This window comes from Wolbachia endosymbiont (group E) of Neria commutata (assembly GCF_964026735.1).
Classification (GTDB): Bacteria; Pseudomonadota; Alphaproteobacteria; order Rickettsiales; family Anaplasmataceae; genus Wolbachia.
This window is the reverse complement of record NZ_OZ034692.1, coordinates 1288089-1311429: the sequence shown is the minus strand read 5'-3', so window position 1 is coordinate 1311429 and position 23341 is coordinate 1288089. Positions and strand designations below refer to the sequence as shown.

Genomic DNA, 23341 nt, shown 5'->3' with positions numbered 1-23341 from the left:
AAATAATATTTAGATGTACAGTTCCAGTTGAGAAGTGCTATATACTTTTTTGTTTGCGAACAAGCACGGAATATACAAGCATTCCCAGCAAAATCATAGGTATCGAGAGTAGTTGTCCCATGGTTAAATCAAACCATAAATAGCCAATTTGATAATCTGGTTCGCGAAAAAACTCAACTAAAAAACGTGCTGTCCCATACCACATCACTACAACACCAGTTAATGCACCTTGATATAGTCTGATTCTGGTTAAGAAAAACAGTGAATTTGCAACTGTGAAGAGTAACAACCCTTCAAAAAATGCTTCATACAACTGACTTGGATGGCGCAGCAAATTATCGCCACTTTCTGGGAATACCATGCCCCACGGCATGTTTGTTACTCTACCGAACAATTCTCCGTTGATAAAATTGCCTATCCGTCCTAAAAATAGACCTACGGGGATTCCACAAGAAATTAGGTCTAGTGTGTAAAATATAGGAATCTTATGTTTTTTGCATGAAATTACCACTGCACACAAAACTCCTATAGCACCACCATGGAACGACATCCCACCTTCCCAGGTCTTTAATATTTGAGTAGGATTACTTATATAAAAACCTGGTTCATATATCAACACGTAGCCAAGTCTACCAGCAATGATAATTCCTATAATAGTAAATGTTAATAATGAATCGTAAAAATTTTTAGTGAATATTTTTTGATTGTCGAGCTTATGTAAATACCAATATGCAAATGTTATTCCCAGAACATATGCTAAAGAATACCAGTATACAGATACGGGGCCGATGCTGAAAATTATTGGGTTTAAAGACATATGACTAGCTTGAATGGGATTTTCTAGGTACATAATTGCACAAATGCTGCAACTTTGAAGGCAAAAGCCCAAAAGATGGTGTCATCCCAGCACCTTTTTTCTGTCATCCCAGTGCGTGACACTGGGATCTAGGTGTAAAAATATTTGCAAATTATGCAATGGACAACAGGTTTTAGGAGCATCTAATGTCCATGATGAAAGAAAAAACAGGCTGGATCCCAGTGTCACGCACTGGGATGACAAGATAGTGGGCCACTGGAATGACAAAAGGTGGGCTACTCGGATTACGAAGGAGAGCTGTTGGGATGACAAAGGACAGGACAGGCTAGGCATATTATAAATCATTTTTAGATAATCTGCTTTTTTCACGATTCCACTCTCTTTGTTTTATGGTTGCTCGCTTATCATAAAGTTTTTTTCCTTTTACTATAGCAATTTTAGTTTTTGCTAGCCCTTTATCATTAAAATAAATCGAAAGTGGCACAACAGTAATGCCAGCAGTTTTAATCTGGCCTATCAGCTTGTTTATTTCCTTTTTATTCAAGAGTAGTTTGCGTTCTCTTTTTGGCTTATGGTTTTTTCGATTTGCAGCCTTATATTCTGCAATATGCATATTATGCAGCCATATTTCACTATTTTTTTCAATTACATAAGCATCAGAAATATTTGCTTTTCTTTCCCTTAATGACTTTACTTCACTGCTTAATAAAACCATACCAGCTTCAAATTCTTCTAAGATGAAATATTCAAATCTTGCCTTTGTATTTTCCGTAATAACTTCCATATCTCAAGGATATCTTTCAGCCTATATATTATAGAATTTTTGACTTAATTCATAATATATCTTTCCTTAAAAGGTCATTTGAGTTATATTATAGACCATGAAAAATCTCAACTTTAGGCAAGAAATCAAGTTTTTTTCTCTAGCTTTTATAACTTTATTTGCTTTATGGGTTATATTATCTGGATATTTTGAGCCTTTTTTTATCTTGTGTGGAATATTTTCTTCTGTATTTACATTATTTGTCCTTGGGCGATTGATAAACGCTGAAAGTTCTCTAAGGCATATCTTAAATGGTAAGAGCAAACTGTCATTTTTCAGGCTAGCAAGTTATATACCTTGGCTGATGTACCAAATGATTCTATCAAGCGTTTATGTAACAAAAAAGGTGCTACAAATTAAGCCCAAACTTGAGCCAATTATTATCCTAAAGAAATGCAAAGGGCACAATGATGAGAGCATTGCGTTGTTTGCCAACTCAGTAACAATCACTCCTGGAACTTTAACTATCAATGTCGAAAACAAAAAACAAATGTATTTGTCTACCATATGCTTGATAGATAAAAATCTTGAAATCGGCATTTCTGAAATAGAAAATAAAGTCTTGAAAACATTGCGTTCAACTAAGTGATTGTTTTAAATAAGTTGACGGCACCCTTATATTCTTTTACAAGACTCTCAAACATTTCTTTTGGAAGACCATTATCAATAATAGAGTATAAGTAGTTGTACAAATCTTCTAACCTTGATATGTTATTTTTCTTCTTACTGTTAAACTTATACGGGAAAATATCTTCCAAAATTTCAATAGCGGTAGCCTTGTTGCAAGATACATTTTCACTTGTTACGCTTACTTTTGCTAAAATGGTATTGGTTTCAGGTTCATCATTTGTATAAAAGTCTGATAGATCAGTTATCTTGATAACGTATAAAATTACTATTTTTGATAAGCAATTGTCAGAATATTCACAATTTTTTATCACTTCCCATTGAGTAACCTGTGATTTACTTGTTTTTGCATTGTTTGGTAATTTGCTCATTCAACTTTCTCCATTTAATTCAGTGAACAAATTATACTCACACTTTGTTAAATAAATGATAATGCAATTACAAAAATATATACTTAGAGTAGTATATTTTTAAAAATAGCACGTTATTACTAAGCTCAAACACTAAGATTAATTTATTAAAAATATATATTAATAAATGTTTAACTTAAACTGAACGTTAAGTACGTAAAGGAGGAAATAAATCATTATATCTCTTTCGAAACTCATGACATGAATTCAAAATTATAAATTAATAATCAAGTTGAACATCAAACCAACAGGAAACTTCTTTAAATGCATGTTTTCAAGACGGATTCTTAAGCACATCCTACCGCCTCACCAACATTACTAAATCCGTCTTTCCTTACTAACTCTGCAAGTTCCAGATTAATTCTGTTTATAACCTGTGGCCCATAATATACGAGAGCAGTATATAATTGCACTAAAGTGGCTCCTGCTTTGATTTTTTCATATGCATCAGCTCCATTTGAAACCCCTCCGCATCCTATAAGCAATATTTTACCTTTAGTAAGTTTGTACATATCACTCAATAACTTGGTTGAAAGTTTAAACAAGGGCTTGCCACTCAATCCACCAATTTCATTGTGATGAGAACGTAAATTATCTCTACTCACTGTAGTATTGCTTATTATTAATCCGTCAATTTTATATTCCAGTGAAAGCTCAGCTATGTTTTCTTTCGTTTGCTGATCTATATCTGGTGATATTTTTAATATTATCGGCACAGATTTAGTATTCTCAATTGATTTGCGAGCTAGTGTTATGGCTTGCAAAAAATCCAGCAGTTCTTGTTTGTTATGTAAATTACGCAAATTGGGTGTATTAGGGGATGAGATGTTTAGCGCTATATAATTGCTTTTTCCATATACCACTTTAATTAAATCGACGTAATCACTGATTTGATCTTTCGATGTGCTATTTTTCCCTATATTTATACCAAAAATGCAGTCATCAAGCTTAGTTTCGCTTAATTGCTTAAGAAAATATTCTATTCCTTTATTATTGAACCCTAATCTATTGATTACTCCTTGATCTTTGATTAACCGAAAAATTCTTGGTTTTTTGTTTCCATATTGTGGATTTTTAGTTACAGTACCGGCTTCTACAAATCCAAAACCAAATGAGAGCATGGGTCTTATAACTTCTGCATTCTTATCAAAACCCGCAGCCAGAGCTATAGGGCTTCTCAGTTTATTACCAAAAAAATTTACACTTAGAGACTCTGGTAGCTCTATAGGCTTTCTGCATGGCATCTTTTTAAACACCATAATCGCCAAAGAGTGAGCAATTTCAGGCGGCAACAAAAACAGTAGATTACGTAATATCATCTGGCAAAACTATTTTCTATACTTACTTTCAGCTTATATTCACTCATTCTTATTATTTCATTCCATTCAATTTCTGAAACTGGAGAAATTGATAGACGTGGTTGTTTTAATATAGCCATATTTTTTAAAAGTGGATTGTCCTTTATATCTTGCAGCATAACTTGATTATTTAAAGATTTGGAAAATTTTACGTCTACCAACCCAAACTTGGGGTGATCAGTACGATAATATTCTTTAAACACTTCAACTATTCCAAGTATTGCTTTCTCTTTTCCTGTATGATAAAAAAATGCAAGATCACCTAATTTCATGGCTCTCATATACTTTTGGGCTTGGTAGTTGCACACACCATCCCACTCAGCCACCCTGTCTGTTTCCATTTCTTGCCACGAATATTCACTTGGTTCTGACTTAAGCAGCCAAAATTGCATTATTTTTTCCTTAAATAAGCCGGTATATCAATATTGCTGCCCCATTTACTTCCTTGCTCAGTTGTAGCGTATTCTTTTGTTTCTAGAGGTTTATCTTGTATTCCTACACTTTGACTATAGGACCACTTAAACTTTTCTTTTTCTGAGTTCTCGCCCTGATTTAAAGATGAAGTTTCTGATTTATTATCGCGATTAACATTGCTATCAATACCAGTTGCAAGAACAGAAACTCTAACTCTTCCCTCCATTGCTTGGTCGAAAGTAGCACCAAATATTATATTTGCATTTTCATCTACCTCCTCACGCACTCTGTTTGCTGCAGCATCAACTTCAAACAACGTCATATCTCCGCCACCAGTAATGTTGATCAAGATTCCTTGTGCTCCTTTCATTGATACGTTATCAAGGAGTGGATTAGATATCGCAGCTTCTGCAGCGCTAATTGCTCTATCTTCTCCTTCTGCTTCTCCAGTGCCGATCATTGCCTTACCCATTTCACTCATTACTGTTTCTATATCAGCAAAATCAAGGTTAATGAGCCCTGGAACAACCATCAAGTCAATTACTCCTCTGATGCCAATACGGAGCACATTATCAGTAAGTTTAAACGCGTCAGAAAATGTCGTTTTTTCATTGGCAATTCTAAATAAATTCTGATTTGGAATAACAATAAGCGTATCTACGTATTTTTGTAATTCTTCAAGACCCAGCTCTGCAATGCGCATCCGCCGCACGCCCTCAAATCCAAATGGCTTAGTCACAACACCAACAGTCAATATCTTTTTTTCCTTTGGTCCTCTATCCTTAACCGCAGCTCTTGCTTCCCTTGCTGCCTTTGCAATTACCGGCGCAGCACCGGTTCCAGTACCACCACCCATTCCTGCTGTAATAAAAAGCATATGACTATCTTTTATATGCTCCATGATCTCATCAATTGACTCTTCTGCTGCACCTTTTCCAATATCTGGCAAAGCACCAGCACCAAGCCCCTTGGTTAGATTAACACCAAGCTGAATTCTTTTTTTGCATGAAGATTTTTCTAGCGCTTGAGCATCGGTATTTGCTACAATGAAATTTACTATCTCTTGAGCATCGGCATCCTCCATTACCTGCAAATATGATTGAATCATGTTATCCACGGCATTTCCACCAGCGCCACCAACCCCTATAACAGTAATCCTTGGATGTAATATAGGCAGCTCTGGCAAACCAAGATTAATAGTAGTCATTTAAATTACTCAATTTAGCGAATTCACTTGACAATAAGTTACTACTTTTTTAACAAGATGTAAATACTTTTCACTCTATAGGCCACGAACAGTAAATAAAATTCATTTATTCTTAATAATATTCAAGTACCATGAAATAGTAGTCAATAATTCTGCATTTTAGATTTGCTGGTAAATAGAAAATGTTTATAAAAAGGGATAGAAATCTATCCCTTTTTGTTTTTGCTGAAAACTAATTTGTTGTTTTTGCTGGTGCTGGTGAAAAACCAAGCACGTTCTTAAGCTCATTTATCTTGCTTTCTGGGCTATTGCCGTTAAGCAACGAACCTGCTTCCTCAATTTTATATGCAAGAACACCTTTCTCTCTACTCACTTCATCAATTTTATTCGCTTTGTCGTTGTTCATATATGCAAGAACACCAACAGTAACTACTGCAGCAATAATCGCAAAAGTAGCAATTAGTGGATGAGCAACTAAAAATGCAGATACTGCAGTAACAACAGGGCTAACAAGTGCCGCCGCTTTTACTACAGCGGTACCAACAAAAGCCGCATAAGCTGGACTTAAAAAATAAGCAGATGTAAGTGCTACCAGTGAAAGGACACCAACAAGAGTGGCTGTCTTCCATCTATTATTGTCAATCCACTGACCAAGCCCACTAGCACCACCTGTAACTCTCCAACTATCACCAGCTGTTTGATCCCAACCTGATTTAGCTGAAATCCAGGGAGCATCCCCTTTTTTATATGTATAATTTGTTTTAGTCATAACTCTACCCCTCAAATAGATTGTTAAAATTTCATTAAGGGTAGTATATAAAGAAAAGAATCTTCATGTCAAGCAAACTAATTTGTTAATATATCCTTATTCTGTAATTCAGTGCTTCTGCAATGTGCGCTCTCTTTATCTCTTCACTTTTTGCAAGGTCTGCAATGGTTCTTGCAACTTTGAGCACTCGTGTGTAGCCTCGATTAGAAATGTAGTTTTCTTTCAATACGTATTTTAGCAATTCTAACCCTGCTTGATCTGGCTCAGTGAATTTATTCAGTGCATCACCACTTACTTCTGCATTACAGCGAACATTCAATTCACTATAGCGCTCGGTTTGAATTTTTCTTGCTGCTATCACTCTTTCTCTTATAACCTCTGTGCTTTCTCCTTCTGAAGAGATTTCAGGGGAAAGTATACTCACATTTGGCATTTCAACACATATATCTATTCTATCAAGGAGCGGTCCCGATATTTTATTTCTATAATCTGTTCCGCACTTTGGAGCTTTATTGCACGATCTACTTGCATCACCCAAGTGACCACACCGGCAAGGATTCATTTCGGCAATAAGTTGAAAATTAGCGGGGTAGGTTATGTGGGCATTTGCTCTTGCAATAGTGACTTTCCTATCTTCAAGTGGTTGACGTAAAGAATCAATTACAGATCTTGGAAATTCAGGTAATTCATCAAGAAATAATACTCCGTTATGAGCCATAGTGATCTCTCCAGGTTTTGCATTTTTTCCACCTCCAATCATTGCAGGCATGGAACATGAGTGATGAGGTTCGCGAAAAGGACGAGCTACTTTGAACATTCCGTTATCAGTTTTTGTTATGCTAGAGATTATACTCACATCTATCATCTCTGATTCACTGAGATCCGGTAAAAGTCCTATAAAACGTTTAGCAAGCATAGATTTTCCTGTGCCGGGAGGTCCAACAAGAAGCATATTATGTCCACCTGCTGCTGCAATTTTAGCTGCTCTTTTTGCAACAACTTGACCTTTTATGTCCCTCATATCATGCACTGTTCTTTTTTCTTTTGGTACATTCTCATAGCTAAAGATTACCGGCTCAATTGACTGCTCACCTTTGAAATGCCTTACAATATCAGTTAATTTCTCTATAGCCAGAATTGAAACATCCTTCACCCATGCGGCTTCTACGCCATTCTCTCTTGAGCAGATTACTCCTTTGTTTTCTTGTTTTGCGTTAATTGCTGTCGGCAACACTCCTGAAACTGGAATAACTCTCCCATCCAGCGCAAGTTCACCCATAATTATATAGGACTGAACTTTTTCAACTGGTATCACATTCATTACCACAAGCAACCCAAGAGCTATCGCTAAATCATAATGGCTACCTTCCTTCAATAAATCTGCAGGTGAAAGATTAACAGTGATTCTTTTTGGGGGTAATAGCAGATTGATCGAGTTTAGTGCTGCCCTGATGCGCTCTTTGGACTCCGCAACAGTTTTATCTGGCAACCCGACAATATTAAAAGCTGGAATACCATTTGCCATATGAATCTGTGCATTAACATTTACTGTGCTAATTCCCTGAAGTGCAACAGTGTTTATATTTGCTATCATGATGCGATATATTAAATTCTTAATATAATATATTAAAAAGATGACAAAGTAAAGACTGGAAATTAAAAATAGCTCAATTTGGCAAAAAGATGCATAGTATGGTATTGTTTTGCTGATTATAAAATGTTTGTAAGGATAATCATTTTTTTCTTACTGTATTCAAATGCAGCTTTTTGCGAAAGTTGTAATTTTAATCTACCTTACAATGGTCTGAGCTGTAATCTGGATTTATCACACAAGAATTTAAGTAATATAAAAAAATTGCTCAATAAAGGCGATAAGTTTGTTGCACTGACATTCGATGACGGACCTTCGAGTAGAAGAGTGAATGATATTCTTAATGTTCTAAAAAAACATAAATCAAAAGCAACATTTTTTGTGCTTGGTGAGCGCATAAATAAAAAAACGTCTGAAATAGTAAATAAAATCCATGAAGCAGGTCACGAGATAGGTAATCATTCTTGGTCGCATAGAAAACTAACGTTGTTACCCAGCGAAGAACAGATGCAAGAGCTGGAAAAGACAAATATAGCAATTAAGAATATAACAAAAAAAGATGTAAAATGGTTTCGTCCGCCATACGGATGTCACGATGATAGTTTGATCAAAAATACCAATCAACTGAATATGTATTCAATATTGTGGACAGTTGATTCGCGAGATTGGCAAGGCGATAAGCCGGAAATCCTGGTTGAAAGAGTTGTAAGTAATGTACATAATGGAGCCATCATGTTATTTCATGACCATGATAGTCGATCAAACACTGCTCAAGCTTTACCTCACATTATTAAAATACTAAAAAAATCAGGTTACAAGCTTGTGACTTTAAGCGAGTGGGAGAAAAGGGTTTGTAATGCAATAAAAGCAAAAAGTATATTAGTAGAAAAAGAAGTGTATTTTGAAGGGATTTCATGCACACAAAAAATAAAACCTTTAACCGCAGAGCGTTTATAATAGGTGTCATTCACTTAACTATTTCTGCTGTTTTTAGCTATAAGTTATATAATTTACAAATAAGTAACAAACAAAAATATGAAGCTCTTTCTAATAAAAATAGAGTACGGGTTAGTACAATTATGCCTCAGCGAGGCAGAATAATAGACAGGAATAGTATTGAACTTGCGGTAAACAAAATTTCGTATGTTGTTTTGTTTGATGGAAAGAAAACTTCAAGCAGAGAAGTTGATTGGGAAACGTTGTCAGAAATTGAATCTGATATAGCAAAATCGCCAAAAACAAAAATAACTGCTCTTTATAAACGCTACTATCCATTTGGTTCAATATGCTCTCATGTACTTGGATATACAAAAAAGCAACAAGGCACGAACGAAATAGGAATCAGCGGCATTGAATATACACATGATGATGCATTAAAAGGTAAGCCAGGAAAATCCGAGCAGGAAATAAATTCTAGAAAACGCGTTATAAGAGAATTATCAAATATAGCGCAGCAAGACGGACAAGATGTACAGCTAACAATTGATATTAATCTGCAGAAGAAAATAGCTGAGATATTTAAGAGCCACAAAGGCTCAGTAACGGTAATCGATGTAAATAACGGAGAAATTTTAGCATTATATAATTCACCTTCTTACGATAATAATCTTTTTGCTAGCAGACTATCAAATGAGACTTGGGAAAGCTTAAATACCTCCTCTTTGCCACTCGTAAATCGCGCATTATCATATCAAATTCCGCCTGGTTCAGTATTTAAGGTTATTGTTGCGCTTGCAGCTTTAAAAGATGGAATAATAACACCAGAAAGAGAGTTTTTATGTCGCGGACATATGAAAATAGGTGAGAGGAAATTTCGCTGCTTGAAAAGTGAAGGTCATGGATACATGTCTTTAAATGAAGCGATAGCCTCGTCATGCAACACTTATTTTTATAATATAGGAAAAGAAATAAGTGTAGATTCGCTTGTAGAAGTGGCCAGCAAATTTGGTATTGGAAGTGGACCACTAATTAAAACATTTAAAGAAGAAGCATCAGGGTTGTTACCAAGCAGAGATTGGCGTGCACGAAAGCTGTATTCAGAGTGGCAATTGGGCGACACTATAAATCTAGTTATAGGACAAGGATATATACTTACAACACCATTGCAACTTGCAGTTCTTTCGGCGAGGCTTGCAACAGGAAAAGAGGTAATACCACATATTGAGATGGGTAAAACAACACAAAACTTTCCTGATATTGACGTAGACTGCAAGCATCTGAATATTGTTCAAAAAGCTATGTTTGATGTAGTTAATTCCAGAATTGGCACTGCATCAACATATAAAAGGGGGGGTAGATTTTCTAGCAACATTCAAATTGCTGGCAAGACTGGCACACCAGAAACAAACTCTAGTGGTAAAAGTCATAAAGTATTTATTGCTTATGGTCCTTACCACAATCCACGTTATGCAGTTTCTGTATTCATAGAACATGGCAAAACCCCTCGCCAAGATTTTCTTATAGCTAATGAGATATTCCAATACATGCTTATCTAAATTTAAGATGAAATCTATATAGTGTAAGATAAGGATTTATGGTATGAGAGCTTGTCCACAAACCGAGAAATGTATATTTTAATACTGATACAAACTCCAATTACTAACAAACCAAATAAGGCACATTACAAATTTGCTTAAGGAGATCCTGGGTAAGTTTCACGATAAGCGTACGTAAAATTTCCTCAAGAAGTTGTATAGAATCGTATATTTTATTTTTAATCACCTTGAAGCTAGTTGCTTAATTTTTCATTCAGAATTGAATTTACTATATCAGGATTGGCTTTGCCCTTTGTAAGTTTCATGACTTCACCAACAAAAAATCCATAAAGCCTTGTTTTACCGCTTTTGTACTCCTGAACTTTATTTTGGTGAGTCTCAATGATTTTGTTAATAATCTCAGATATTTGACCCTTATCAGTGATCTGCTTCAGATCTTGCTCTTCTATGATTGAAGCTGCGGATTTGCCAGTTTCAATCATAATGTCAAATACTTGTTTGCCAAGTTTAGCAGAGATTGTTTCATCAACAATAAAATCCAAAAGTTCGGATAAAGCACTTGCCTTGATTGGAGAGTCAGTAATATTAATTCCAGCTTTGTTTAAACGACCAAAAAGTTCAACAGTGAGCCATGTTACCACAATCTTTGAATCATGTTTCTTTATTAAATCTTCAAAATAATCAGCAATTGCTTTATCAGAGGTAATTACATCTGCATCGTATTCATTAATGCTGAGCTTTTCAATATATCGTTGCTTTTTCTGCTCTGGCAATTCAGGCAGAGATGACTTTATCAAATCAATCTTCTCTTGGCTAACCTCAACCGGCAGTAGATCAGGTTCAGGAAAGTATCTATAGTCACTTGCATCTTCTTTATTTCGCATCACTTTTGTTTTTCCTAAAGCAACGTCGAATAATAATGTATCTTGACTTATTTCTCGGCCGTTTTCTAAAATTTCAATTTGTCTTTGTATTTCATAATCTATGGCTTGTACAATATAACGTATTGAATTCAGATTTTTTATCTCGCAACGAGTTCCAAGTGTATCACTACCTTTTGGACGAACAGATACATTTACATCACAGCGAAGCGATCCTTTTTCCATATCACCATCACACGAGCCAATATAGCGTAAAATCTGCCTCAATTTTTTCATAAATTCTGCAGCTTCCTCAGATGATCTAAGGTCCGGTTCAGAAACAATTTCCATTAAAGCAACACCTGCACGATTTAAATCCACATAAGTTTTATTCTCATCGTGAATACTTTTTCCTGCATCTTGTTCTAAATGAATTCTAGCGATTCTTATCTCTTTTTTATTCTCTCCAATAAACATTCTGCCATTTTTAACTATTGGCTCAAAAAACTGTGTTATCTGATAGCCTTGTGGTAAATCAGGATAAAAATAATTTTTCCGATCAAAATAAGAACTTTTATTAATTTCTGCAGATATTGCAAGACCAGTACGTATTGCTTGTTCCACGCAGTAGTAGTTTAGTATTGGTAGTGTGCCTGGCATTGCTACATCCACTAAAGAAACTTGAGTGTTATGTTCTGCACCAAATTCAGTTGACGAGCTAGAAAATAGCTTTGTCTTAGAAGAAACCTGAGCATGCACCTCAAGTCCAATTACTGCTTCCCAATCGACTTTTGTCATGCATTGTTATAAATATAATATTATTATTCTGCAAAAATTAATACAAAAGTCAAAATAAAACCCATGTAGAGCTAGCCCAAGTAAGATTTTAGAAATATGAAGCACCTGTTTGACTCTGATAGCTTACCTCTTACAAGGGCATTGCACATAGAAAATTATGCTAAAGTGAAACATTGCTATGAAGGTGCTATTAATGGTAAATGTTAACTATATTAGCCAAAGTTGATATTTTTTACATCCATAAAAAACAAACCTTCTTTTTCATCTTGAACGCCAATAATAGCTGTGGTATTCAGAGGTAGTGGGTCATTTGCATGCCCATGACCTATTCCTTGAATTGTAAATACTGGAAAATCAACACTTTTTGCAAATCTCTCTTTTACAACTTCAACTAGATTATCATTACCTGATTTAATAAAATCACCAAAGATCACAGCGTGTACTCGATCAAAAACATTAGCTTGTCTTAAGTGATCTAAACTACGCTCTATTGAATATGGGTAGACTCTTATATCCTCTAAAAATAGAATTCTGTCTTTTGCATTGATTTGCCAAGTGGTTCCTATACTGTTTTCAACTAAAGTCATGTTACCGCCAACGATTTTGGATTCTAATCTACCGTTTTCCAATGTAGCTCCGTTACTGATCATTTTTAAATTATCAAATTTAATGGAATTTTGGTGGCCAATAATTAATTCTTTTAATTTTTGCACAGAGCTTTCTGCAACGGAATCACTCACTATCATCTCAAGCATAGTACCATGAAGAGTTTGCCAGTCGTATTTGGCTTGCAAGTAAATGTGTAAAGCAGTTATATCGCTGTAACCTATAAGAATTTTTTTGTTTTTGTTTCGAGCAATCTTTTCTTTTTTATCATCGGATAATCTTTCAAGATAAGGAATTAACCGAGAAGCCCCTTTCCCTCCTTTGATACACCAGATTATTTTACTATCATTGGTTAGTGCATCAACTAAGTCATTCGCTCTGAATTCATCAGAGTTGGAATAAAACGGATTATCACTGCTATATATTTTATCAGAGACATGAGCGCTAAAATCCAGAGATTCTACATAACTTTTTATATCGATTAGCTCTGACTCTTTTCCCTTACAAGAAGGTGCAATAATATCAACTTTTTCCACTGCGTGAATATACTGGGTGAAACAAAAAATGAAAGTGAAACATAAAAGGCGAACTATTAAGAGGTACATAAAAAAACTATTTCAACGAAAATAATTATAATATAGCTTTCATATATTATTGCCTTCAAAATCACACCGTTGTGTATAGGGCAACAGAGCTTTTTACACAATCTTATGCAATATTCTGTCTAATCTTATGGCAACAGGTAGCCTAAAATTAAATGGTAGCCAATCAACTTTTCCCAGCTTAAACGATAAACCAACCACGCTCACACGGCCAATGATATTTTCCATTGGCACAAACCCGACATCGGGGAATCTACTATCTTGAGAATTATTTCTATTGTCTCCCATAACAAAAAATTGATCATCAGGCACATAATAGGCGGGAGTATTATAAGATAGTTTATGGGAAACATTATCTATCAAAATTTCATGTTTTCTACCATTTGGAAGAGTTTCTATGTATCTAGGTATGTTACGGCTTGATTCATAATCAAAAAACCTTTCAATTTGTTCTCGTTGTATTTTTTGGTTGTTAAGGTATAAGTCGCCATCTATTATCTGCACTTTATCACCAGGTACTCCTATTACTCGCTTAACAAATCTGGTGCTATCGTTTTTTGTGGGCTTAAAAACTATTACATCACCATGCTGTGGCGGAGTGTAAAAAATTCTACCCCTGAAAATATTTGGTGAAAAAAGAAAAGAGTGCTTACTAAAGCCATATGGATACTTACTAGTAAAAAGATAGTCACCTTCTAATATGGTACTCTTCATAGAACCAGTAGGCACGTGAAATGGTTCAAATAAAAAACTGCGTACTGATAGAATAAATAGTAATGTAAAAAATAACGAAGATAAAAAATTTCTTGTGCTTATAACCAAGTTTTTGTTTAATCCTTCCAGCTTTTTCAACTTTATTTTCCTTATAAATTAAATTGTTATAACACATAAATTTGAAAATAGCATAGTAAAGTTAGTAATTGAAATTTATGAAAGAAAAGCTCTAGAAGTTGTGAAAACTGAAGGCATGGGACCTGGAGCGCCTCTAGCTAAAAACAAAGAGTCACAGATTAGTATAGTTCTTAAATTTGCAATGAAATCTTTCAATAAACTAATTGATTAAATTTAAAAAATCATATATTATATTAAATTAATCAATCTGGAGAAACATATGGGTTATAGAAGTTTAGATGAAATTGAATATGAAGCCTTCAGGCTACATCTTTTAGGGTTTGATCTTCAATGGAAGGATTGTAAAGATCAAGATACCGTAAAACTAATTAAAAAACGATACCATAATTTATCAAAAAAGTTTCATCCTGATAAAAACGACCAGGGTGGGGAAAAGATTAGAAAAATCAATCATGCTAAAGAAGTGCTTTATGAGTTTATAGTAGAACCATTAGAAAAAGGCTTAGGCAAAAGAAATAATCTAGTGAAAGAATTACGCAATAAGCTCTGGAAATGTAGTTATGAAGAATTACAAGAACGCCTTAATGCAAGAAGTCGAAACACACTGAAAGAAAAAGAGTTGTCAGTGTCGCGCAATGTGTCCACTTATTTAAAATATTCTTCTTGTTTAAAGAACTTAGGAGAAATATTAACAATCATCACATCAATTGCATTTTTAATAATCAATGGTATTTCTTGTAATATATTAATAACAGCAAGCTTTTTTGCTTTATTACTAGTACCACTTATTTCGGGTGGTATTGGTGGGGTTGTCTATCGTAAAAATGGAAAAGAATTTAACAGGAATACTATTAGATCGTTATTGTCTACCTTTGATCAAGAATGTGGAGATTTTTCAGAAAGTGATAGAACTAAATTGAAATGGGTAAAAAATTTGCTTATTTTGAATAGTACAATTTTCCCATCTCTAATGTTTTGTGGTGTGGTATTGGATTTAGTTGCTAACGGTTTTGGTGCAACTAACTCTGTGCTGTTATCCGGTTTATTACTTTCATTACCATCAGTACTTTTGGTTGCTGCTTCTGCTACACCTGTTTTAAATACTGCATGTAATTATATTCTCAAAAATACGACTATAAATCTGATTGAGGGGCAAGTAAGAAGTGATGGTAAATCTATAGCAATTGAAAATGAAAACCCAGAAAGCTTAGTTGCTACAGGTTGCTTCTCTTCACATCAATTAGCTATTACTTATCCAGAGATCTCTTGCTAGAAACAAAGAACCACAGACTAATATGGTTTTTACGTTTGGGATAGGAGCTTTTAGTATGTGATTTGATATGGCATCGCCTATGGATTCACACTCAATGGTTTCTATTCCTATATTATTAGCTTTTTCTGTAATTATACTTGTATTTGTTGCACTGGGTTCTGATTTCACACAAACTGCACACAATAGTTTGATATATGGCTTTAAATGCTTCAGAAATTCCTCTACATTTCTATTGCGAGTAACACCAAAAATTGCATAAATACCTTCAGCAAAATTATCCCTTACCCATTCAGATAACACTCTAGCACCATCATTGTTGTGAGCACCATCCAAAAATAATTTCCAGCCTTTTGGTAATGAGGAAATTAACCTACCTTCTTTTATGTGCTCTAGCCTTGCTGGCCAATAAGTATGCTGCAAACCTGAAGCAATATCCTCTTCTCCAATATCAAATCCATATTTCCCACTCAAAACACTACATGCTGCAATAGCGTTTCCTGAATTAATTACCTGATGATCACCCTTTAAAGACGGCAAAGGAAATTCTATTGATTGATCAGAGGTTTGGAAAATCATTCGATCTTCAGTGTGTGACACAGATAGTTGTTTACTGCAATTCCACTCAAACCCTCCTCTATACACAGGAGATTTTTTGTTTATTGCATGGGACTCTAGTACATTCATTATGGATGTTTCTTGCGGTGCTATTACACAAGAAACATTGGGTTTCATTATTCCAGCTTTTTCACCTGCTATAATTTCTACAGTAGGGCCAAGATATTCAGTATGATCAAGTGCAATGGAAGTGATGATTGTTAAAATCGGGTTATTCACAACATTTGTTGCGTCAAGCCTGCCACCCATACCGGATTCAATTAAAGTAATACCAGCTTTATGACGAGAAAAAGCTGAAAAAGCTGTGATCGTTGCAGCCTCAAACAAAGTAATAGGCTGCTCTGCAACCGCTGCACGGCATTCTTCTAACAAAGTATATAATTCATTATCATCAATGCAGCTACCTGCTATCACTATCCTTTCATTAAAATTCACTAAATGTGGAGAAGTGTATGCATGCACCTTATACCCTGCTGCTTGCATTATATATCTTATAAATGAAAGTGTTGAGCCTTTTCCATTAGTTCCTGCAATGTGCACTACGGGAGGCATTTTTTTCTGTGGGTTGCCTAATTTACTTAAGAAACTTTTCATGCGATCAAGAGAAAAATCTTTCGGCCTGCTACCAAGTGGCTTAGGCCAATGTGGCATGTATATCATAGATCATTATTGCACTTTAATTCTTCTATCACACTTTCTATGCCGTATGTATCAATTTTTTCACTAAATTGAGAGCGCTGGCTAATAGAAATACTCATACCACTCATTACAACATCACTTATTAGAAAGGAATTTTCGTACTCAGTGACTTTAAAATCAATATTTGTAAATTCTTCATCACCGTAAGAAAGTCTTGTGCTCACCAAGCAAGTTTTATCGTCAATTGCTCTTGCACTCATTATTATCATTTCACTGTCATTCATGTATTTATATAAAATCTTAACACAGAGACGCGTAAGATATACTCCATACTCTCGTAAAAAATCCTCTTTTTCTTTCTGTTTAACTAAAGCCCAATGTTTTCCTATAACGAATTGCGATATCCCTTTAAGGTTAACATTATCTTGAATCACTTCTTGAAGCTTTTTATATACATAGTCCCGGTTTTTTCTATTTTCCTTGAGAGATATGCTATCAACTTGTTGCTTCATGGCACGCACAAAAGTTTTGTAGCCTGCACAGCTAGTTGGCCCTTTTGTGTAAGCACTTGAAGAAATGATGATAAAAACAATAACAATTAACGTTTTGATAATATTCATAAGATATATTTATTAGTAATAGTACCTAAAATACGAAATTTTATAAAGGTTAAATAATAATTAATTTGGTTGTTAACTTCAATATAGCTATAGACATGTCCTGTATAAATTAGCTATCATAACCCTGGGGTCTGTTCTATTCGTTATGAGTTAAGTTAAATTTCCCGAGCGATAATTTCTAGTGAAGGGAATTGCCTCTGCTGGTTTCGTTGAAACTAATATGCGATGCCCACCTTAACTTCAGGTCTCAGGAATCTACTAAGGCTGACGGTAGATACGGATCCTTTTTTGATTGGTACTAAATTTATGCTTCATCAATACAGAGAACAAGGAGTTTTTCTCTGCCTACCTAGTGAAGTATTTCAAATTGTAATTGATGTTGAGAAATATCCTGATTTTGTTCCTTGGTGCAAAGCAGTTCATATAAAAGAAAAAATTGACAACCATATTATTGTAGATCTTCTAGCTTCTTTTCAAGGGATTAAAGGAAGGTATACATCAGAAGTGACTTCTGTTCCTCCAAGCAAAACAAATGAAGGGTGGATAAAGGCTGTATCATCAAATGGAATATTCAAGCATCTATACAATGAGTGGCAGTTCACTCCAATAGATAAAAATAAAACTATGGTAAAGTTTTACATAGAGTTTAAATTTAAATCTAGCTCATTTTCAATATTACTAAATTCAGTATATAAATATACACAAAGCAAAATAATTGCCGCATTTAAAGATAGAGCTGAAAGGCTCACTAAACAAAAGTTATCTTGACATTATTTATCTAAATGCATAATTTTTTGATAGGTAAATATTTATATTGTAATGATTTTTAGACTATTGTTCTTATTAATTTTCATAAGCGTTAATTCTTATGCAATCGTTAAGCAAGATTTATGCAATGACAACCACGCTCAAAAAAAAACTGATGAAATGACACCAGAGAAGCTGTTGTCGCCGTTGCCTTGTGATAAATTATTAGGAGATCCTAAAGCGCCAATTCTAATGATAGAATACGCTTCGTTAACTTGTTATCATTGCTCTCTTTTTCACAAGGACGTTTTTCCTAAAATTAAAAAGAAGTATATAGATACAGGTAAAATGTTATATATATTTCGGCATTTTCCTTTAGACCATCGAGCGCTAAAGGCTGCAATGTTAAGTCATTGCTATGAAAAACAAGAAGATTACTTTAATTTCAACAAGGCTGTTTTTAATTCAATAGATTTATGGAATTACTCCAATTCAACTGATTTAACTATATTGCAAAGAGTTGCTGCATTAAGCAATTTAAAGAAGGATGCATTTGACCAATGCGTCAATGATGAAAAAACAATGGACAAAATTATAAATGATAAGTTACTTGCAATTAATAAGCTTGATATCATGGCCACACCAATATTTTTCATCAAGCTTAACAACGATAAATCATATATAGAAGACGATAAAATTAAGCATGAAGGTTACAAAAAACTAGAGTACTTCATTAATGTAATAGATAAGCTATATGAAAAAGCCACAGTGAAGTGACATAGACGGAACAAGTAAGATTTCCCGGTGTCATAGCGCGATCCATTCGCGGTATCTTAGTGTAGACCCCGCTAACAAGCAACGGGATGACGGTGTTATTAATGAATAAATCCTACCTGAGTTAATGATATCACTGTAGCTTATAAAATAAGAACTTAAGTTGAGCAATTATCACTTTTCGCGATTGCCTGTTGCTTTTTACGTACAAACTCTCTTTTCTTAGGATCCCAAACGTAAGAAGTCATAACAGGTTTAGGTTCTATAAATATAATTGTTCCATCATCACAGTGAACAGCATCCATGTTGCTTCCGCGAGCTATATTAAGGAATTGAATAAGCCGTTCCTTATAAGCTGGGTCAAGCATCAATGCAGCCCCCACATTCTCCACACTTCTTCTGTTAGATTTTTTAGCTCCAGTTTCACTATTAACACTAACTTCACTGGTAACATTAACTTTACTAATAACTTTACGTTCACTAATAATATTTTCAGTCATATAACCCCCTCTAATTGATTATAAAAACATGTATCTTAAGAAAAGAAATGCATATAAACAGTCCCTTTGATTTTAGTGCAGCAACCTGTTAATTACTGTACTAGTTGATTATAATACAATATATAATAATCTTTGTCACTTAAAATTTTACATTATAAAATAATAACTTAAAATAAATGTTTTTATTATCTTAAACTATATTATTATATTTATAAATTTTATATGAAGCAAGCCTAATTAAATCTATAGTACAAAAGATAATGCGCAATAACTTTAGTAAAAAATCATTATATATAAGCAGTTTATTTTCAAAAGAATATAAAAAAGTAGAAGAATATTGTATTTTTGAAAAAAAGCAACACATTCAAATTAGCCCTGAGGAAGCAAAGTTATTAAGCTTGTTTATAAAAATCAATAAAATAAAAAGTATTGTCGAAGTTGGCACTTTATACGGTTATTCATCAATATGTATGGCAAAAGCTCTACCTGAAGACGGTCATGTATACACAATAGAAAATAATCCTGAACACTTAAGAATAGCAAGAAAAAATTTTAGTGCTTTTAACTTGAATAATAAAATTACTTTAATTGAAGGCGATGCATTGGAAAAACTCAATGGGTTATCAACAAAAGCACCATTTGGTATGATATTCATCGATGCTGACAAAGGAAGCTATCCTAAATATTTAGATTGGGCAGAGTTATATATAAAACAAGAAGGCTTAATTGTAGCAGACAATAGTTTGTTATTTAATACAGTGTTTTTGGAATCACCTACAGAGGAAGTATCAAAAAAATCATGGCACGCTATGAGAGAGTTTAATAATAGATTGTCAGATGAAAATAAATACCATTCCATTTTAATACCAACCGATGAAGGAATGACTGTCGCTTTAAAGCTTACATAAACTAAAAATCAAGTTCAGTATAATGCTTGGGAGGAGTTAAGCCAGACACTCTGTCTGATAATATCTCGCGGAAACAAGGCCTGGATTTAACTATGGAGTACCATTCTTTTATAATTTTGCTTTTTTTCCACGGAAAACTATTTACATAATCCATTACAGAAATATGTGATGCTAAAGCAATATCAGCTAAAGTAAACTTATCGGTTGCAAGCCAAACATTTTTGTTGATTAGGTATTCAATATACTCTATATGACAAGATAAATTATGCTTAGCTGCATGAAGAAATCTAGAATCAGGGCTGCGGTTAGTAATTACTTTTTCATTCATAATATATTTAGTAACTTCATTATAAAATTTATTATCAAACCAATTGATTAAAGCGCGTATTTTAGACCTAATGATGGCGGATGAGCCAAGAAGCTTAATATTACTGCTGTAAATTTCTTCTAGATATTCACAGATAGCACTACTGTCTGTGACAACAAAATGGTTATCTATGAGTACTGGTACCTGCCCAGTTGGATTAATTTCTGTAAATTGATCACGCTTTTCCCACGGATCTTCACACACTAAATCACAGTTCAATTTCTTTTCCTTCAACAGTGCTCTCACTTTTCGTGAAAACGGGCAAAGAGGGAAATGATATAAAATCATAATTAATTCCTATATACTATGAACCTTACTGTTATCCTATGACTTGGGTCTAGGATCCAGTGTAAAAAATCCCTGGACCCCAGTGTCACGCACTGGGATGACAAAGGTGAGTGCTGAAATGACAACCACTGAGCAACAGCTAACTTTTCGTTTATTTTAAAATAGTGCTGCAAGAAGTTTAACATATGAATTATAAGCTTAACAACAGGATATACCTTGCTAAATAAAAAAAAAAGTATAATATTTTATTAGGTATGCAGGCAAAAACTCTGTAACTTCGGTCAGATCAGAAATGAAGCAGCCATATCAGAATCTTTTTGGGTTGCATACCTACTTAATTATTTAGTTTTTCTTACGCTATGAACATAGCACTAAAATATCGCCCTAGCAGTTTTAAAGACTTAGTAGGTCAAGATATATTAGTACGTATATTGGAAAACGCTTTTGCTCTAAACAAAATTCCACAATCCATATTGCTCTCTGGCAGTAGTGGAGTTGGTAAGACTACCACTGCAAGGATAATAGCTTTATGTTTAAATTGTTATTTAGGGCCAATTTTTGAACCTTGTGGATCATGTGAAAATTGTTTAGCGATAAAAAATTCAAGTCATCCAGATGTCATCGAAATCGATGCAGCGAGCCACACTAGCATTGATGACATTAAAGTAATTCTGGGAGATGTTTGCTATTCGCCTATAAGTGCTAAATTTAAAGTCTACATTATAGATGAAGTACACATGTTATCAAATAGTGCATTTAATGCATTGCTTAAAACTCTAGAAGAGCCACCAACAAATGTAAAATTTATCTTAGCAACTACAGAAATAAAAAAAATACCAATAACTATTATCGCACGTTGTCAAAGATTTGATTTGCACAACATCCCTGTAGTCAAAATAGTAGAGCGTTTAAATGATGTTGCACGAAAGGAGAACTACTCTACTCAAAATAGAGCATTAGAACTAATCGCACATCATTCTGGGAATTCAATGCGTAATGCCTTGTTTTTGATGAATCAAGCAGTGCTATATAGTAAAGATGGTGCAATATCCACTGCAAACGTAACGAACATACTTGGTTTAGTTGATCGAAGCGTGATATTTGATCTATTAGAGGCAATATTAAGTTGTGATGTACAGAAAACGCTAATGATATTCGATAAGGCAGTAGAGGCGGCAAACTCGCTTGATATTTTTGAAGATCTATTGCAGGCAATCCAGTTGGTATGCCGTTTTTTTATTACGAAAGAAATCAGTAATCCAGTTACAGAATATGAAACAAATAGAATAAAAGGATTAAGTATAAAAAAGTCCTTAATATTTTTTTCGAGATTGTGGAGGGTTCTACTTAAAGGTATTCAAGATGTAAAAGCTTCGACATGCAATGATGTTGCTGCTGAAATGATGCTAATTAGTCTTTGCTATCTTTCTGATCTACCTTCTCCAGAACAGGTGGTGAAAAAAGTTCTTTCACAGAATGCAGAGCAAGGAAATAGACAGGGTAGACCTGTTGCACTTTCTCCCTCTGTCATCCAAGTAGCTGACACTGGGATCCAGAAAGAATGTATGGATTCCAGTGTCACGCACTGGAATGACATCCAACCTATAGGAGATAAACAACAAAATTACGATTTTGATAAGATTTTGCAACTATTACGACAAGATAATCAAATTTATCTTTACAAACAGCTGTGTAATGATCTACAATTAATCGGTTGTAAACCTGGATATTTAAAGTTAAAAGCTCTATCTAAATTAGACAGTAATTTTTGCAATGGTTTAAGGAGTTACTTAAATCAAGTTACTCGGCAAGAGTGGGTTGTTGAAATTGATACAGGCAGTGCTTACAATCAAATTAGTAACTTAACCGATGCACCTGCAGTTAAGGATATACTTAACAGTTTTAAAGGTGCAAAAGTGGTTAATATAGAAAATAAGGAGTAAGTTGTGGATCTTAGTCAAATAATGAAGCAAGCACAAGAAATGCAAAAAAAGCTTGCAGAAGCTCAGGAAAAATATATTGGGAAAGAGTTTCTAGGCGTTGCTGGCGGCGGTAAAGTTCATGTAACAGTAGAGGTTATAAAAATAGGCAGTTATAAAGCCAAAAAGGTAGATATAGATTTAGAATTCATGAGAAATGAAGAAAAAGAAATGGTAGAAGATTTAATAGTGGCAGCATTTAATGATGCCATAAAAAAAGCAGAAGAAGATATGACAAATGCAACTTCTGATCTTGCAGGTATGATGGGATTACCACCAGGATTTAAGCTCCCTTTTTGAATTTGTTTCTATATCCTTTCTCTCATCCCAGTGCGTGACACTGGGATCCAGTATGAACTATAGCTGGATATTGAAGTAGTTAGGTGTTAGTTAGGCGAGTGC

General features: G+C 34.3%; 24 protein-coding genes and 2 other RNA genes. 11 read left to right on the top strand and 15 right to left on the bottom strand.

Annotated features, from left to right (window positions below):
• Positions 1–37: 37 nt before the first annotated feature.
• Both lgt and smpB read right to left on the bottom strand, forming a co-directional pair.
• Positions 38–817 carry a prolipoprotein diacylglyceryl transferase gene (gene lgt, locus AAGD89_RS06970; protein ID WP_341808294.1) on the bottom strand — a complete coding sequence of 260 codons (780 nt, stop codon included), beginning with the start codon at positions 815–817 and terminating at the stop codon, positions 38–40.
• A 334-nt stretch (positions 818–1151) separates the two neighbouring features.
• On the bottom strand, positions 1152–1601 hold the full coding sequence (smpB, locus tag AAGD89_RS06965) for an SsrA-binding protein SmpB (protein WP_341808293.1): 450 nt from the start codon (positions 1599–1601) through the stop codon (positions 1152–1154).
• A 97-nt stretch (positions 1602–1698) separates the two neighbouring features.
• Between smpB and AAGD89_RS06960 the strand changes: the two genes are divergently transcribed.
• Positions 1699–2229, top strand: a complete 531-nt coding sequence (locus AAGD89_RS06960) for a Na+/H+ antiporter subunit E (RefSeq protein ID WP_341808292.1) — start codon at positions 1699–1701, stop codon at positions 2227–2229.
• Here AAGD89_RS06960 and AAGD89_RS06955 read toward each other — a convergent pair.
• From AAGD89_RS06955 to AAGD89_RS06930, 6 genes are all read right to left on the bottom strand, one after another.
• Entirely contained in the window at positions 2222–2638 is a 417-nt protein-coding gene (locus AAGD89_RS06955; protein ID WP_341808291.1) for a hypothetical protein, read from the bottom strand. The genes AAGD89_RS06960 and AAGD89_RS06955 overlap by 8 nt on opposite strands.
• A 326-nt stretch (positions 2639–2964) precedes the next feature.
• Positions 2965–3996, bottom strand: a complete 1032-nt coding sequence (locus AAGD89_RS06950) for a quinone-dependent dihydroorotate dehydrogenase (protein ID WP_341808290.1) — start codon at positions 3994–3996, stop codon at positions 2965–2967.
• Complete coding sequence (locus tag AAGD89_RS06945) at positions 3993–4427, bottom strand: EVE domain-containing protein (protein ID WP_341808289.1); 435 nt, start codon at positions 4425–4427, stop codon at positions 3993–3995. The genes AAGD89_RS06950 and AAGD89_RS06945 overlap by 4 nt, the downstream gene beginning before the upstream one ends.
• Positions 4427–5656 carry a cell division protein FtsZ gene (gene ftsZ, locus AAGD89_RS06940; RefSeq protein WP_341808288.1) on the bottom strand — a complete coding sequence of 410 codons (1230 nt, stop codon included), beginning with the start codon at positions 5654–5656 and terminating at the stop codon, positions 4427–4429. Before ftsZ ends, AAGD89_RS06945 begins: the two co-directional genes overlap by 1 nt.
• Before the next feature lie 232 nt (positions 5657–5888).
• A complete protein-coding gene (locus AAGD89_RS06935; RefSeq protein WP_341808287.1) occupies positions 5889–6425 on the bottom strand; it encodes a hypothetical protein in 537 nt (178 codons plus the stop codon).
• Between the two features lie 85 nt (positions 6426–6510).
• A complete protein-coding gene (locus tag AAGD89_RS06930) occupies positions 6511–8019 on the bottom strand; it encodes a YifB family Mg chelatase-like AAA ATPase (RefSeq protein WP_341808286.1) in 1509 nt (502 codons plus the stop codon).
• Positions 8020–8142: 123 nt separating this feature from the next.
• Here AAGD89_RS06930 and AAGD89_RS06925 point away from each other — a divergent pair, with 123 nt between their 5' ends.
• Both AAGD89_RS06925 and AAGD89_RS06920 read left to right on the top strand, forming a co-directional pair.
• Complete coding sequence (locus tag AAGD89_RS06925; RefSeq protein WP_341808285.1) at positions 8143–8973, top strand: polysaccharide deacetylase family protein; 831 nt, start codon at positions 8143–8145, stop codon at positions 8971–8973.
• On the top strand, positions 8931–10511 hold the full coding sequence (locus AAGD89_RS06920) for a penicillin-binding transpeptidase domain-containing protein (RefSeq protein ID WP_341808284.1): 1581 nt from the start codon (positions 8931–8933) through the stop codon (positions 10509–10511). The genes AAGD89_RS06925 and AAGD89_RS06920 overlap by 43 nt, the downstream gene beginning before the upstream one ends.
• 233 nt (positions 10512–10744) lie before the next feature.
• Here the strand turns inward: AAGD89_RS06920 and gatB are convergent, their stop codons facing one another.
• From gatB to lepB, 3 genes are all read right to left on the bottom strand, one after another.
• The gene (gatB, locus tag AAGD89_RS06915) at positions 10745–12169 is read right to left on the bottom strand and encodes an Asp-tRNA(Asn)/Glu-tRNA(Gln) amidotransferase subunit GatB (protein WP_341808283.1); all 1425 of its coding nucleotides are present in this window, start codon (positions 12167–12169) and stop codon (positions 10745–10747) included.
• Positions 12170–12381: 212 nt separating this feature from the next.
• Complete coding sequence (locus AAGD89_RS06910; RefSeq protein ID WP_341808282.1) at positions 12382–13380, bottom strand: LD-carboxypeptidase; 999 nt, start codon at positions 13378–13380, stop codon at positions 12382–12384.
• A gap of 93 nt (positions 13381–13473) precedes the next feature.
• Entirely contained in the window at positions 13474–14220 is a 747-nt protein-coding gene (gene lepB, locus AAGD89_RS06905) for a signal peptidase I (protein ID WP_410541878.1), read from the bottom strand.
• Positions 14221–14488: 268 nt separating this feature from the next.
• On the opposite strand from lepB, the gene AAGD89_RS06900 reads away from it, so the two are divergent.
• Positions 14489–15502 (top strand): DnaJ domain-containing protein, encoded by a 1014-nt coding sequence (locus AAGD89_RS06900; protein WP_341808280.1) that lies wholly within the window; start codon positions 14489–14491, stop codon positions 15500–15502.
• Here AAGD89_RS06900 and AAGD89_RS06895 read toward each other — a convergent pair.
• Both AAGD89_RS06895 and AAGD89_RS06890 read right to left on the bottom strand, forming a co-directional pair.
• Positions 15470–16777 carry a folylpolyglutamate synthase/dihydrofolate synthase family protein gene (locus AAGD89_RS06895; protein WP_341808279.1) on the bottom strand — a complete coding sequence of 436 codons (1308 nt, stop codon included), beginning with the start codon at positions 16775–16777 and terminating at the stop codon, positions 15470–15472. The two genes, AAGD89_RS06900 and AAGD89_RS06895, sit on opposite strands and share 33 nt — an antisense overlap.
• Positions 16774–17376 (bottom strand): ABC transporter substrate-binding protein, encoded by a 603-nt coding sequence (locus AAGD89_RS06890; protein ID WP_341808278.1) that lies wholly within the window; start codon positions 17374–17376, stop codon positions 16774–16776. Before AAGD89_RS06890 ends, AAGD89_RS06895 begins: the two co-directional genes overlap by 4 nt.
• A gap of 125 nt (positions 17377–17501) precedes the next feature.
• On the opposite strand from AAGD89_RS06890, the gene ssrS reads away from it, so the two are divergent.
• From ssrS to AAGD89_RS06875, 3 genes are all read left to right on the top strand, one after another.
• Positions 17502–17663: non-coding RNA, 6S RNA (gene ssrS, locus AAGD89_RS06885), on the top strand.
• Between the two features lie 19 nt (positions 17664–17682).
• On the top strand, positions 17683–18144 hold the full coding sequence (locus AAGD89_RS06880; protein WP_341808277.1) for a type II toxin-antitoxin system RatA family toxin: 462 nt from the start codon (positions 17683–17685) through the stop codon (positions 18142–18144).
• Positions 18145–18195: 51 nt separating this feature from the next.
• Positions 18196–18900: a thioredoxin domain-containing protein gene (locus AAGD89_RS06875; RefSeq protein ID WP_341808276.1), complete on the top strand. Its 705-nt coding sequence runs from the start codon at positions 18196–18198 to the stop codon at positions 18898–18900.
• Between the two features lie 155 nt (positions 18901–19055).
• Here AAGD89_RS06875 and AAGD89_RS06870 read toward each other — a convergent pair whose 3' ends face one another.
• On the bottom strand, positions 19056–19397 hold the full coding sequence (locus tag AAGD89_RS06870) for a hypothetical protein (protein ID WP_341808275.1): 342 nt from the start codon (positions 19395–19397) through the stop codon (positions 19056–19058).
• 260 nt (positions 19398–19657) lie between these two features.
• Between AAGD89_RS06870 and AAGD89_RS06865 the strand changes: the two genes are divergently transcribed.
• Entirely contained in the window at positions 19658–20305 is a 648-nt protein-coding gene (locus AAGD89_RS06865) for an O-methyltransferase (protein ID WP_341808274.1), read from the top strand.
• A 1-nt stretch (position 20306) separates the two neighbouring features.
• Here AAGD89_RS06865 and AAGD89_RS06860 read toward each other — a convergent pair whose 3' ends face one another.
• Positions 20307–20960: a glutathione S-transferase family protein gene (locus AAGD89_RS06860; protein ID WP_341808273.1), complete on the bottom strand. Its 654-nt coding sequence runs from the start codon at positions 20958–20960 to the stop codon at positions 20307–20309.
• Positions 20961–21206: 246 nt separating this feature from the next.
• Between AAGD89_RS06860 and ffs the strand changes: the two genes are divergently transcribed.
• The 3 genes from ffs to AAGD89_RS06845 all read left to right on the top strand — a co-directional run bounded on the left by ffs (position 21207) and on the right by AAGD89_RS06845 (position 23239).
• An RNA gene (gene ffs, locus AAGD89_RS06855) (signal recognition particle sRNA small type) lies at positions 21207–21299 on the top strand.
• Between the two features lie 20 nt (positions 21300–21319).
• Positions 21320–22903 carry a DNA polymerase III subunit gamma/tau gene (dnaX, locus tag AAGD89_RS06850; protein ID WP_341808272.1) on the top strand — a complete coding sequence of 528 codons (1584 nt, stop codon included), beginning with the start codon at positions 21320–21322 and terminating at the stop codon, positions 22901–22903.
• 21 nt (positions 22904–22924) lie between these two features.
• A complete protein-coding gene (locus AAGD89_RS06845) occupies positions 22925–23239 on the top strand; it encodes a YbaB/EbfC family nucleoid-associated protein (RefSeq protein WP_341808945.1) in 315 nt (104 codons plus the stop codon).
• Positions 23240–23341: the final 102 nt, after the last annotated feature.